This is a genomic window from Rhodococcus coprophilus NBRC 100603 (assembly GCF_001895045.1).
Classification (GTDB): domain Bacteria; phylum Actinomycetota; class Actinomycetes; order Mycobacteriales; family Mycobacteriaceae; genus Rhodococcus; species Rhodococcus coprophilus.
The window spans coordinates 45,459-58,478 of record NZ_BDAM01000003.1 but is presented as its reverse complement, the minus strand read 5'-3'; the positions used below and the strand labels follow the sequence as shown (position 1 = coordinate 58,478).

The following is a 13,020-nucleotide window of genomic DNA, read 5'->3' as shown; positions in this document are numbered from 1 at the left end:
GGTTACGTAGCGCGCACGATCAGAGGGACAAGATCGACGCGGCGGCCGTTCCGGGTGCTCCGTAGACCTGGGCCAGTCCGACCTTCGGCTCTCCGGGCACCTGGCGATCGCCCGCCTGGCCGCGGAGCTGCAAGACGAGCTCGTGCACCTGGCGGATCCCGGACGCACCGATCGGTTCGCCGTTCGCGATGAGACCACCGTCGGTGTTCACGGGCAGGGAGCCGCCGATCTCGGTGGCGCCCTCCGCGATCAGCTTTTCCTGGTCGCCGTCGGCGCACAGCCCGGTCTCGGCCATGTGGATGACTTCCGCACCGGCGTCGGTGTCCTGCAACTGTGCGACGTCGACGTCCTCGGGCCCGATGCCGGCCGCCTCGTAGGCTGCCTTCGCGGCGTAGACGGTCGGCGAGACGTCCTCGTCGACCGCTGCCCACGTCGCGTGCACCTCGTAGGCACCGTACGTGCGGGTGCGAATCGCGGTGGAGCGCAGGTACACCGGCTTGTTCGTGGTGTACTTCGACGCCAGATCGCCGCGGCACATGATGACGGCTGCAGCGCCTTCGTCGGGAGCACAGAACATCTTTGCGGTGAGCGGGTAGTTCAGCATGGGCGACTCGAGGATCTCCTCGATACTGAACTCCGTGCGGCGGAACGCCTTCGGGTTGAGGCCGCCGTTGCGGTAGTTCTTGGCGGCGACCCGGGCGAGCGTCTCGTGGGAGATGTTGTGCTCGAGGGTGTAGCGGTTGGCCTTCATGCCGAAGAACTTGGTGGTGACGAACTGTCCGTTCTCCGCGTACCAGGCGGGAAGGCCGAGCATGGCGGGATCGGCTGTGAATGCGCCGCGCGGGTGCTTGTCCGTGCCGACGGCGATGCCGATGTCGTACTTCCCGGAGCGGATGCCGTCCGCGGTCTGTTCGATCGCGCTCGCGGAGGTCGCGCACGCGTTGAAGACATTGGTGAAGGGGATGCCGGTCAGGCCGACCAGCCGGGTGACGGCGTCGGTGTTGTCCACCTCGTAGCTTCCACCGATGCCGAACTGGATGTCTTTCCATGCCACACCCGAATCCTCGAGTGCGAGCTGGATTGCGTCGGCCGCCATCTCGATGGCCGACTTGGTGCCGAATCTGCCGAACGGGTGCAGGCCCACACCGATGATGGCAACGTCGTTCATAGTTTCAAGGACTCCTCGATCGGGTGTGTGCTGGTCAGATCGGCTCGAAGGCCCATGTGAAGATTTCCGTCCCGTCCTCGTCGACGTAGAACGGAACGAACGTGAGTTCGAAGTCCATGCCGGGCTGCAGCCGGGCGGGATCGGCCTCGGTGAGCCGGGCTTCGACACGCACCACATCGCCGAGCTGGATCAGGCCGAATGTGAACGGTGTGAAGGTCGCGGCGGTCTCGTTGCCGGCGTAAGGCTGCTTGGGGACGAATCCCTGGGTGGTCCAGGCCACCAGGGTTCCGCGCCGCGGGAGAAGCAGATCCGACACATTCGCGCCGCTGCACCGCGGGCACCGCGGTTGCCGGGGCCAGGTGGTGGCGGCGCAGTCGTCGCAATGGCTGCCGATGAGCTGGGGGTTCTCCGCGGGCCAGGTCGAAACGTCGGGCGCGAGCGCCTTCGTCGTCATAGGTCATCCTCCGTTGTCGGTGCCGCCACCCGGTTTCGCGAGTGCTGCGGCCATGGCAATTACGCTAGACGGAAATCGCATTCTCCACAATGAGAGGAGCATATCCGAGCTCTCGGGAGTCGGCGCGACTGCGCCGGCAGGCGCCGCGGAACCTTTTGTAGAACCTGTTCCAATTTCTGCGGAATGTGGCTATCGTCACGTGCACAACTTGCAATGCGATGGAGGGCGTCAGATGAAGACCAAGGGTGCAGTGCTGTGGGGGATCGACGAGGCGTGGTCGGTAGAGGAGATCGAACTCGGCGATCCCGTGGCGGGTGAAGTCCAGATCCGCATGGAAGCCGCCGGCATGTGTCACTCCGACCACCACATCGTCACCGGTGCAACGCCGATGCCGTCCTTCCCGGTCATGGGCGGGCACGAGGGCTCCGGCGTCATCACCAAGGTCGGCGACGGCGTCGTCGGCTTCGAGGTCGGCGACCACGTCGTGTTGTCCTTCATCCCCGCATGCGGTCGGTGTCCGTCGTGTGCCAGCGGCCACTCGAACCTGTGCGATCTGGGAGCAGGGCTCCTGAGCGGTCAGGCGATCTCCGACGGCAGCTACCGGATCCAGGCCCGCGGGCAGAACGTCATCCCGATGTGCCTGCTCGGGACGTTCTCTCCCTACATGACCGTGAACCAGAGCCAGGTCGTCAAGATCGACAAGGACGTGCCTTTCGAACTCGCCGCCCTCGTCGGATGCGGTGTCCCGACCGGCTGGGGTTCGGCCACCCACATCGCCGACGTCAAGCCGGGCGATTCGGTTGCGATCATCGGCGTCGGCGGCGTGGGCATGAGTGCGCTGCAGGGTGCGGTCGCGTCCGGTGCCCGCCACATTTTCGCCATCGATCCGGTGCCGTGGAAGCGCGAGCAGGCGATGAAATTCGGTGCCACCCACACCTATGCCTCGATCGAAGAAGCAATCGTGCCGATCATGGAGGTCACCTGGGGACGCATGTGCCAGGAGACGATCATCACTGTCGGCGAGATGAAGGGTGACCTCGTCGATCCGGCGCTCACGCTCACCGCAAAGGGCGGCAAGTGTGTCGTCACGGCCATGGGCTTCATGTCCGACATGGACGTCAAGCTGAACTCGTTCCTCTTCTCCATGCTGCAGAAGGACCTCAAGGGCAACATCTTCGGTGGCTGCAATGCACGCGTCGACATCCCGCAGCTGTTGGACCTCTACAAGTCCGGTCAGCTCAACCTGGCCGACATGGTGACGCGCACCTACACGCTCGAGCAGATCAATGACGGTTACCGGGACATGCTCGACGGCAAGAACATCCGCGGCGTGATCCGCTACACAGAGGCCGACTGGTGACCTCGGGTCATCCGGCATCTCGTACCCTGGATCGGTGCGCAGTCTGGAATTGATCTCCGAATGGCCCGTCGATCACGCCGCCGCCGCAATCGTCACCCGCGGGGGTGGCGTGATCGCGTCCGAGGGGGAGCAGACAGCGGTCTACGAGCTGGCCTCGGTGACCAAGCCCCTCGTCGCGTACGCGGCGCTCGTGGCGATCGAGGAGGGGGCGATCGAGCTGGATCAGCCCGCCGGACCACCCGGCTCGACCGTGCGGCATCTGCTCGCCCACGCGTCGGGTCTTGCCTTCGGCGACCGCACAGTGAAAGCCGAACCGGGCCGCAAGCGGATCTACTCGAGCGCCGGATTCGAGATCCTCGCCGAGTTCATCGCCGGCGAGACCGACATCCCGTTCCCGGAGTACCTGGCGCAGGCCGTCTTCGAGCCACTCGGGATGCGCGACTCCAGCCTGCCCGGACCGGCGGGCCACGGTGGCCGTTCGTCGGCGGCCGACCTCGCGGTGTTCGCGGGAGAGTTGCTGACCCCTACGCTCGTCTCCGACCCCCTCTTCGCGGAAGCTACCGGAGTGCAGTTTCCGGGCTTGAACGGACTGGTGCCCGGCTACGGAATGTTCAAGCCCAACGACTGGGGTTTGGGATTCGAAATTCGCGGCGAGAAGAATCCACATTGGACCGGGACGACGAATTCACCGCGAACATTCGGGCATTTCGGCCAATCCGGAACATTTCTCTGGGTAGATCCCGAATTCGGTGGCGCATGTGTCGTACTCACCGACAAGGGCTTCGGAGACTGGGCAAAACCGCTCTGGCCTGCACTGAGTGACGCGGTGCTGACCGAAATCACATAAACCTCTTTCGTTTCCCGGCGAAACACTGGCAACAGGCGCACACTTGTTACCACGCCGCATGTAGACACCTTTCGGACAGAGGTCGTTGGGGAAGACGTCCTCGTCGAATCGGAGGTGAATGTATGCGCGTATCCAATCAGTTCGCGGATGCGACAACCGGGGTGATCTATATCCACTCTTCGCCCGCCGCGGTCTGTCCACATATCGAATGGGCGCTGGCTGCCACACTGAACAGTCGCCCGGAACTGACGTGGACGGGGCAGCCCGCCGACGTGGGTGTGCTGCGAACCTCCGTCGACTGGGTCGGTCCTGTGGGCACCGCCGGTCGCCTCGCGGACGCCCTGCTCGTCTGGCCCATGCTGCGTTTCGAGATCACCGAGAACCCCAGCGAGGGTGTCGACGGCGAACGCTACAGCTATGTGCCACGGCTGGGACTCTGGCGCGGTTGCACCAGCGCCAACGGCGACATCGTCGTCGGCGAAATGCGGCTGCGCGCGATGCTCGCGTCCTCCGACACCGCAGCCGACCTTCATCGTGCCCTCGGCACCGCATGGGACGAAGAACTCGAGCCCTACCGCAGCGGCGACGAGGGGGCCGAGGTGACGTGGCTCCGGCGCGACGTCGGCTGATCCACCCGCGACGCCCCGCACGAACCGAATACCGTACGCGCTGACCTCCGCACGACGCCGGCGCCGCCACCTTTGAGGAAAGGTGGCGGCGCCGGCGTCGTCGATGGAAGGGCCGGTCAGCCCGTCACAACGGGATGTTCTTGTGGCGCCCACGTGTCGCGGGCGCTGCGGCCAGTGCGGCCGCGAGAGTGCTGCGTGTCTGCGCCGGGTCGATCATCTCGTCGACCACACCGATCGAGATGGCCCGCCCGACGCCTCCCGCGATGGCCTCGTGCTCGGACGCGAGCCGGTCGTGGAGAGCTTCGCGCTCCTCCTCCGGTGCCGCGGCCAGAGCGCGTTTGTGCAGGATCCCGACGGCGGCCTTCGCTCCCATCACCGCGACCTCGGACTCGGGCCACGCGAACACCGCTGTCGCCCCGAGAGCACGCGAGTTCATCGCGATGTACGCGCCGCCGTAGATCTTGCGGGTCACGAGGGTCACGCGCGGAACGCGGGCCTCGGCGAAGGCGTGGAGCAGTTTCGCGCCTCGCCGCACGACGCCTTCCCACTCCTGGCTGACGCCGGGAAGATAGCCGGGTACGTCGACGATCACCACGAGCGGAACACCGAAGGCATTGCACATGCGCACGAAACGTGCGGCTTTCTCCGCACTCTCGGAATTCAGGCACCCGCCGAGACGAAGGGGATTGTTGGCGATGACGCCGACGGTGCGGCCACCGAGACGGCCGAAACCGGTGACGATGTTGCGGGCCCACCCGCCCTGGAGTTCCTCGAAGCTGGAGTCGCCTTCGACGTTGTCGAGCAACTCGTGGACGATCGGACGCACGTCGTAGGCGCGGCGCGGCGATTCCGGCATGAGCGCGCGCAAGTCGGTGTCGCCGAGAGCGGCGGCAGCGACGTCGAACTCACCCTGCTCGGCGAGCATCGACACCAGGCGTCGCGCGCGATACAGAGCGTCGTCCTCGTCGTGGGCGGCGATGTGGGCGACACCCGACTTCTTGGTGTGGGTGTCCGGTCCGCCGAGGGACTCCATGTCCACCTGCTCGCCGGTGACGCTGCGCACCACGTCGGGGCCGGTGACGAACACGCGTCCTTCGGGGGCCATGATCACGATGTCGGTGAGGGCGGGGCCGTAGGCCGCACCGCCCGCGGCGAACCCGAGGACGACGGAGATCTGGGGGATGGTGCCGGATGCACGCACCATCGCCTCGAAGACGAGGCCGACGGCGTGCAGGGCTTCGACACCCTCTGCGAGGCGGGCTCCACCGGAGTGGAAGAGCCCGATGATGGGGGCCTCGAGTTCGAGGGCGGTATCGATGGCCGCGACGATGTGCCTGCAACCCTCGACGCCCATCGCGCCACCCATGACGGTCGCGTCGGAGCAGTAGGCGACCGTGCGCACTCCGTCGATGGATCCGATCGCGGCGAGAACGCCCGACTTGTCGCGGGGATGGAGCAATTCCGTGCTGCCCGAGTCGAAGAGTGCCTCGAGTCGGCGCAGGGGATCGCGCGGATCCGCCGCGAGACCGCGTTGTTTTGCCGGATCCAGGATGGTCATCGAGTGCTCCTCGGTCGAGCGCGGTGGTGGTGGGCTGCGGTGGAGGCTCCGGGGAGCCTCCACCGCAACGGTGGGATGAGCGTGTCGGCTCAGGCCCGACCGAACGCGAGTGCCACGTTGTGCCCACCGAAACCGAACGAGTTGTTCAGCGCGAAATCGATCTGTCCGTAGCGGGCTTCGCCCTTGACCACGTCGAGGTCGATCTCTGGATCCTGGTTCTCGAGATTCAGCGTGGGCGGAACGACTCCGTCACGCAGACTCAGGACCGTGAGTACTGCTTCGAGCGCACCGACAGCGCCGATCGAATGTCCGAGTGCGGACTTCGGGGCGTAGATCGCTGCATGGTTGCCCACAGCGGCGTTGATCGCCCTCGCCTCGGCGATGTCGCCGATGGGAGTGGCCGTCGCGTGTGCGTTGACGTGCCCGATGTCGGCCTTGGTGAGGCCGGCACTTTCGATCGCCCGCGTCATCGCGCGGGCCGCGCCTGTGCCTTCCGGATGCGGCGCCACGATGTGGTAGCCGTCGGAGGTGATACCCGCGCCGAGGATCCGGGCGTGGATGGTCGCCCCACGCGCCTTGGCGTGTTCTTCGGACTCGAGGACCATCAAGGCCCCGGCCTCGCCGAAGACGAATCCGTCCCGGTCCTTGTCGAACGGCCGCGACGCACCCTGGGGATCGTCGTTGCGAGTGCTCAACGCCCGCATCATTGCGAAGCTCGCGAGACCGACCGCCTCGAGCTGACTCTCGACACCGCCGGTGACAGCGATGTCGGCGTCACCGTTCGAGATCATGCGGAACGCGTTGGCGATCGCCTCGGAGCCGGACGAGCATGCCGAGACCGGCGTGATGACACCGGCGCGTGCGCCGAGTTCGAGGCCCACCGTGGCCGCCGGGCCGTTCGGCATGATCATCTGCACCGCGAACGGCGACACCTTGCGGTAGCCGCCGCTGCGCAGCTTGTCGACCGAGTCGATGAGCGTCTCGCCGCCGCCGAGTCCGGTGCCGATGACGACGGCGAGCCGGTCCTTGTCGACCTCCGGGCTACCGGCGTTCTCCCACACCGTGCGGCCGAGAGTGAGGGCGAGGCGCTCGGCGAAGCTCATCCGCCGGACCTCGACCCGGCTCAGAAACTCGTCGGGACTCACCTTCAGCTTGCCGCCGATACGGACCGGCAGGTCGAATTCGTCGACGAAGCCGTCGAGCACTCCGATCCCACTCTCACCGGCCAGCAGTGCCTTCCAGCTGGCATCCACATCGCCGGCGATCGACGTCGAAGCCGCAAGGCTCGTGACGACGACGTTGCGCAACGTCCGAGGAGAAGGGGAGGTCACGGTTGAGCTCACTCGTTGTCGTTCGTGGCCTGAACGCCCTCGGCCTCGAGCTTCTGGATGTAGTTCACGGCGTCGCCGACGGTGCGCAGGCTGGCGAGATCCTCGTCGGGGATCTTCACGCCGTACTTGTCCTCGGTCTGCACAGCGATCTCGACCATGGACAGCGAGTCGATGTCGAGGTCGTCGACGAAGGACTTGTCGACGGTCACCTCGGAGGGCTCGATGCCGGTGACTTCTTCGATGATCTCCGCGAGACCGGCGATGATTTCTTCCTGAGTGGCCACGTCGTGGCTCCCTTCGTGATGTACCGACTATGTCGTGTGAAACCGGCCGAATGTTTCCGGCCGGGCCCGGAATGTTCCCGGGATGTGCCCGTGCTACGCGACGGATGCGCGCAGCAACCTAACCGAGTTCGAGTGTTTCGGCCAGAGCGGAGATATCCGCGGGTGTTTTGAGGGCCGCGGTGGGCGTGCCGCGCATCTCGCGCTTGGCGATGCCCACGAGCGTGCCGGCGGGGGGAAGTTCCACCACGGTCGAAACCGGGGCGGAACGCAGGTGTGCCGTGCACAGGTCCCACCGCACAGGGCGGGTGACCTGCGCCGCGAGCCGCTCGAGCGCCTCGGCGCCCGAGGTGGCCGGTGCACCGTCGAAGTTGGACAACAGGGTGCGGGTGGGATCGCTCGGGGCGATCTTCGCCGCGGCAGCGGCCACCGCATCCTGCGCGGGGGCCATGAACCGGGTGTGGAACGCGCCTGCGACCGGCAGGGCGCGGACACGAGCCTTGGCGGGCGCGTCCGCGGCGAGTGCCGCGAGCGCGTCGAGACGTCCGGCAGCAACGATCTGGCCGGCCGCGTTCATGTTGGCCGGCGTCAGGTCGAGTTCTTCGAGGCGCGCGAGCACCTCGTCCTCTGCGCCGCCGAGCACTGCGGACATGCCGGTGGGTTCGAGGGCGCACGCCTTCGCCATTTCGCGGCCGCGAATCGCCGCCAGGCTCACGGCCTCGTCGGTGCTGATGACTCCTGCCATTGCGGCGGCGGCCAGTTCGCCGACCGAGTGGCCCGCGACGATCACGTCTGCGGGCACGAGGCCCAGCCGCTCGAGTTCTTCGAAGGCGAGCAGCGCGGTCGCCACCACCAGTGGCTGGGTGACGGAGGTATCGGTGATCTCGTCTGCGGTGGCGACGGTGCCGAGGCGCTCGAGGTCGAGACCGGAAGCCTTCGACCACAGCGCTATGCGGTCGGCAGCACCGGCCTGCTCCAGCCACGGAGCAAGCATGCCGGGTGTCTGGGATCCCTGGCCGGGGGCAAGCAGCGCAATCACGAAGATCAGCGAACACCCTGTGAGCACCCTTGCGAGATGTCGGTGGGAATGAAAGGTCGCGCCAGGATTTGTAGGGTTCTTACAAATTCCCACGTCGTCGTCCGCCATCGGTCGAGCATCCCGCCGTGTTACATGTCCGATTCGCGGATTGTGAACCGTGTGACCGGTGGTGCTGGAGATTTCAGTTCGTTATGGCTTCGAGCCAGACGACCTACCGTTGCCGCGATGCGCAACACGTACGCATCGCGCGGATTTGTGGGATCCCGACCGGTGACTTCTGTGATCCGCTTGAGCCGATACCGCACGGTATTTGGATGAACAAACAGCTTCCTTGCACACGCCTCGACCGCTCCTCCGCTGTCGAGATACGCGTCGAGAGTGTCCGCGAGTGCCGATCCGGCCGCCGCGAGAGGCGCGACGATGTAGTCGTCGAGCGCGGTGATCGCCGCCGGATCGCCCAGCAGCGCCCGCTCGGGTAGGAGTTCGGCCGCGTGGACCGGTCGGGGCGCACCGGGCCAGCCGCCGACCGCTTCCATGCCTGCCAGTGCTTCGACAGCGGAGACGTGGGCCGCACCGAGGGTGGCGGTAGTCGGACCGATCACCACGGGATCGTCCGAAAACGCCCGCATCAGTTCTTCGAGAAAACCCGCAGCCTCGGTCGTGCCGTGCAGATCGCCGCTGACGACCATCACCAGACGCTCACCCTGCACCACGGCGAGCGCAGCACGCCCGTGTCGCTGCGCGATCGTATGGACCGTCGTCACCACCGACACACCCTCTTCGGGCGGGGGCGTGCCCACCACGACCGTCGCGGGAGCCGTGGCGACCCAATTGAGGGTCGCGGCCCGCGACTGCATGTCGGCACCTGTGTCACCGCGCACCACCGCGTCGACGACCAGCGCCTCGAGCCGGGTATCCCACGCGCCGCGGGACTCGGCTGCCGTCGCGTACACCGCCGCCGCCGCGAAGCCCAGCTCGCGGCCGTAGCGCAGGATGGCCTCGGTCAGCGCGACAAGTTGCTCCTCGTTCCGCGCCAGAGCAGGCAGCCACTGCTCGAAGAACTCCATGGCCGCCCGCACCATGTCGACCGTCTGGAGAAGTGTCAGACGGTTCGCCAGATCCTGAGGGATCATCTGGAACGCGTCGAGGCTGAACCTCGGATCGTTGTCGGGGTTGCGCACCCATTCGAGGAAGTCCACCACCGACGTCTGGATCACCAGCTGAACCGTCGCGCGCTGTGAGGCGTCGAGGTCGGAGAAGAAAGGCAGTTGTTCCTGCAGGACGTGCACGGCCTCGGTGGACATACGCCCCGAGAACTGCTTGACGCGACGCAGGAGCGCGTCGGGCAGGGGTGCGCGGTCGGGCCGCGCAGGCGGTACCGGGCGCCCCGATGGGACGCCCGGTACCCGCGATTTCGGACCCGATGAGGGCTCGTCGACCATGCCAACGAACCTACCCGGGGATCACCCGGTCACCGTGACCGAACCGCATGAGCTGCCGCGATCAGGCGACGCCCGGGTCCGAGGTCTGCTCGGGAGCCGCGGTCACGTCGTCGATCCGGTACATCTTCGCCGCCTCGACGGCGCGTGCACGATCGATCGTGCCCTCGCGGCCGAGCGCTTCGAGCACCGCGACCACCGTGGACTCGGCATCGATGTTGAACACCCGGCGTGCGGCCGGGCGGGTGTCGGAGAACCCGAACCCGTCGGCGCCGAGGACGGTGTAGTCGCCCGGCACCCACTTGCGGATCTGATCGGGCACCGCGCGCATCCAGTCGGACACGGCGACGAACGGTCCGGCGGCGTCGTTGAGCACCGATGCGACGTACGGAACCTTCGGTTCGGCGCCCGGATCGAGCAGAGCCTGACGGTCGCACTCGACGCCGTCGCGGCGGAGTTCGCCCCACGAGGTGACCGACCACAGGTCGGCCGACACGCCCCACTCCTCTTCGAGCAGTTGCTGTGCGCGCAGGGCCTCCGTCATGATCACGCCGGAGACGAGGATCTGCGCCTTCGGGCCGGACTGCGGACCCGGCTTGTACAGGTACAGGCCCTTGAGCAGTCCCTCCACGTCGAGGTTTTCGGGTTCGGCCGGCTGTGCGTACGGCTCGTTGTAGACGGTGATGTAGTAGAAGATGTTCTCTCCACCGAATCCGTCTTCGCCCTCGGTTCCGCCGTACATCCGGCGAAGACCGTCGCGGAAGATGTGCGCGATCTCGTAGGAGAAGGCGGGGTCGTATGTCACCACAGCCGGGTTGGTCGACGCGAGGAGCAGCGAGTGCCCGTCGGCGTGCTGCAGTCCCTCACCGGTGAGCGTGGTGCGGCCGGCGGTCGCGCCGAGCAGGAATCCGCGGGCCATCTGGTCCGCGGCGGCCCACAGGCCGTCGCCGGTGCGCTGGAACCCGAACATCGAATAGAAGATGTAGACGGGGATCATCGGCTCGCCGTGAGTGGCATACGACGTACCGACCGCGGTGAACGACGCGGTCGAGCCCGCTTCGTTGATCCCTTCATGCAGGATCTGGCCGACAGAACTCTCCTTGTAGGCGAGCATCAGTTCGGCGTCGACGGACGTGTACAACTGGCCGTTGCGGTTGTAGATCTTCAGCGACGGGAACCACGAGTCCATACCGAACGTGCGAGCCTCGTCGGGGATGATCGGCACGATGCGCTTGCCGATCTCCTTGTCGCGCAACAGTTCCTTGAGCACACGCACCGCAGCCATGGTGGTGGCGACTTCCTGCTTGCCCGACCCCTTGCGGACCACGTCGTACGTCTTCTCCGGTGGCAGTGCGAGCGGCTTGGCGGTGGCGCGACGTTCCGGCAGGAAGCCTCCCAGCGCGCGACGGCGCTCGAGCATGTACTCGATTTCGGGGGCATCGAAGCCGGGGTGGTAGTACGGCGGCATCTTCGGGTTCTTCTCGAGCTCGGCGTCCGAGATGGGGATGCGCTGGATATCGCGGAAGTACTTGAGATCCTCGAGGGTGAGCTTCTTCATCTGGTGGGTCGCGTTGCGGCCCTCGAAGTGCTTACCCAGGGTGTAGCCCTTGATGGTGTGGGCGAGGATCACTGTGGGCTGGCCCTTGTGCTCCATCGCGGCCCGGTAGGCGGCGTGGATCTTGCGGTAGTCGTGGCCACCGCGCTTGAGGTTCCAGATCTCCTGGTCGCTGAGATTCTTGACCAGTTCCTTCGTCCGGGGGTCGCGGCCGAAGAAGTGCTCGCGGACGAACGCGCCGTCGTTCGCCTTGTACGTCTGGTAGTCGCCGTCCGGGGTGACGTTCATCAGGTTGACGAGCGCACCGTCTTTGTCTGCGTGGAGCAGGGAATCCCACTCGCGACCCCACACGACCTTGATGACGTTCCAACCGGCACCGCGGAAGAACGACTCGAGTTCCTGGATGATCTTGCCGTTGCCGCGGACGGGCCCGTCGAGACGCTGCAGGTTGCAGTTGATCACGAAGGTGAGGTTGTCGAGACCCTCGGTCGCCGCGACGTGCGCCAGACCACGCGACTCCGGCTCGTCCATCTCGCCGTCACCGAGGAACGCCCACACGTGCTGGTCCGACGTGTCCTTGATGCCGCGATCGTGCAGGTAATGGTTGAACCTGGCCTGATAGATGGCGTTCATGGGTCCGAGACCCATGGAGACCGTGGGGAACTCCCAGAAGTTCGGAAGCAGGCGCGGGTGCGGGTACGACGGCAGACCGCCGCCCTTCGTGGCATGGCTGTGCTCCTGGCGGAACCCGTCGAGCTGTTCCGCGGGGATGCGGCCCTCGAGGTACGCGCGGGCATAGATGCCGGGGGAGGCGTGGCCCTGGATGAAGACCTGGTCGCCGCCGCCGGGATGGTCCTTGCCGCGGAAGAAGTGGTTGAAGCCCACCTCGTAGAGGGCAGCGGACGACGCATAGGTGGAGATGTGGCCACCGACGCCGACACCGGGGCGCTGCGCACGGGTGACCATGATCGCGGCGTTCCAGCGGATGTATGCGCGGAAGCGGCGCTCGACCTCTTCGTCACCGGGGAACCACGGTTCGTTCTCGGTCGGGATGGTGTTGACGTAGTCGGTGGACGTCAATGCCGGGAGCGACACCTTGCGCTCGTTCGCGCGCTCCAGCATGCGGAGCAGCAGGTAACGGGCGCGGGTCGGACCCGCAGCTTCGAGCATGCCGTCGAACGATTCGAGCCATTCGTCGGTTTCTGCCGGATCGATGTCGGGCAGGTAGGAAGCCACGCCCTCGCGGATGACCCGGACACGGTTGTCCTTGGTCGATGCCGTTTCATTCGAGGGGCCCTTACCCGCGGAGCCTTGTGCGGCGTCCTTTTGCGAGTCGGGTCCGTGGATCAGGTCTGTCAA

At 66.3% G+C, this 13,020-nt stretch carries 11 protein-coding genes; 3 read left to right on the top strand and 8 right to left on the bottom strand.

The window, feature by feature from the left end:
- Positions 1–19: 19 nt before the first annotated feature.
- Both RDCOP1_RS06080 and RDCOP1_RS06075 read right to left on the bottom strand, forming a co-directional pair.
- The gene (locus RDCOP1_RS06080) at positions 20–1,168 is read right to left on the bottom strand and encodes a thiolase family protein (protein ID WP_072699235.1); all 1,149 of its coding nucleotides are present in this window, start codon (positions 1,166–1,168) and stop codon (positions 20–22) included.
- 34 nt (positions 1,169–1,202) lie between these two features.
- The gene (locus RDCOP1_RS06075) at positions 1,203–1,622 is read right to left on the bottom strand and encodes a Zn-ribbon domain-containing OB-fold protein (protein ID WP_072699234.1); all 420 of its coding nucleotides are present in this window, start codon (positions 1,620–1,622) and stop codon (positions 1,203–1,205) included.
- 232 nt (positions 1,623–1,854) lie between these two features.
- On the opposite strand from RDCOP1_RS06075, the gene RDCOP1_RS06070 reads away from it, so the two are divergent.
- The 3 genes from RDCOP1_RS06070 (at position 1,855) to RDCOP1_RS06060 (ending at position 4,458) form a co-directional block, all read left to right on the top strand.
- A complete protein-coding gene (locus tag RDCOP1_RS06070; RefSeq protein WP_072699233.1) occupies positions 1,855–2,982 on the top strand; it encodes an NDMA-dependent alcohol dehydrogenase in 1,128 nt (375 codons plus the stop codon).
- Positions 2,983–3,016: 34 nt separating this feature from the next.
- Positions 3,017–3,829 carry a serine hydrolase domain-containing protein gene (locus RDCOP1_RS06065; RefSeq protein ID WP_072699232.1) on the top strand — a complete coding sequence of 271 codons (813 nt, stop codon included), beginning with the start codon at positions 3,017–3,019 and terminating at the stop codon, positions 3,827–3,829.
- Positions 3,830–3,951: 122 nt separating this feature from the next.
- Positions 3,952–4,458 (top strand): DUF3145 domain-containing protein, encoded by a 507-nt coding sequence (locus RDCOP1_RS06060; protein WP_072699231.1) that lies wholly within the window; start codon positions 3,952–3,954, stop codon positions 4,456–4,458.
- Positions 4,459–4,582: 124 nt separating this feature from the next.
- On the opposite strand, the gene RDCOP1_RS06055 is transcribed toward RDCOP1_RS06060, so the two are convergent.
- The 6 genes from RDCOP1_RS06055 to aceE all read right to left on the bottom strand — a co-directional run bounded on the left by RDCOP1_RS06055 (position 4,583) and on the right by aceE (position 13,020).
- Positions 4,583–6,016, bottom strand: coding sequence for an acyl-CoA carboxylase subunit beta (locus RDCOP1_RS06055; RefSeq protein WP_072699230.1), 1,434 nt, complete (start codon positions 6,014–6,016; stop codon positions 4,583–4,585).
- An 89-nt stretch (positions 6,017–6,105) separates the two neighbouring features.
- Positions 6,106–7,347, bottom strand: coding sequence for a KasA/KasB family beta-ketoacyl-ACP synthase (locus RDCOP1_RS06050; protein WP_072699229.1), 1,242 nt, complete (start codon positions 7,345–7,347; stop codon positions 6,106–6,108).
- A gap of 8 nt (positions 7,348–7,355) precedes the next feature.
- Complete coding sequence (acpM, locus tag RDCOP1_RS06045) at positions 7,356–7,631, bottom strand: meromycolate extension acyl carrier protein AcpM (RefSeq protein ID WP_072699228.1); 276 nt, start codon at positions 7,629–7,631, stop codon at positions 7,356–7,358.
- A 118-nt stretch (positions 7,632–7,749) separates the two neighbouring features.
- Positions 7,750–8,667, bottom strand: coding sequence for an ACP S-malonyltransferase (locus RDCOP1_RS06040; RefSeq protein WP_072699626.1), 918 nt, complete (start codon positions 8,665–8,667; stop codon positions 7,750–7,752).
- Positions 8,668–8,795: 128 nt separating this feature from the next.
- The gene (locus RDCOP1_RS06035; RefSeq protein ID WP_084722457.1) at positions 8,796–10,109 is read right to left on the bottom strand and encodes a PucR family transcriptional regulator; all 1,314 of its coding nucleotides are present in this window, start codon (positions 10,107–10,109) and stop codon (positions 8,796–8,798) included.
- 61 nt (positions 10,110–10,170) lie between these two features.
- Entirely contained in the window at positions 10,171–13,020 is a 2,850-nt protein-coding gene (gene aceE / locus RDCOP1_RS06030; protein ID WP_072699227.1) for a pyruvate dehydrogenase (acetyl-transferring), homodimeric type, read from the bottom strand.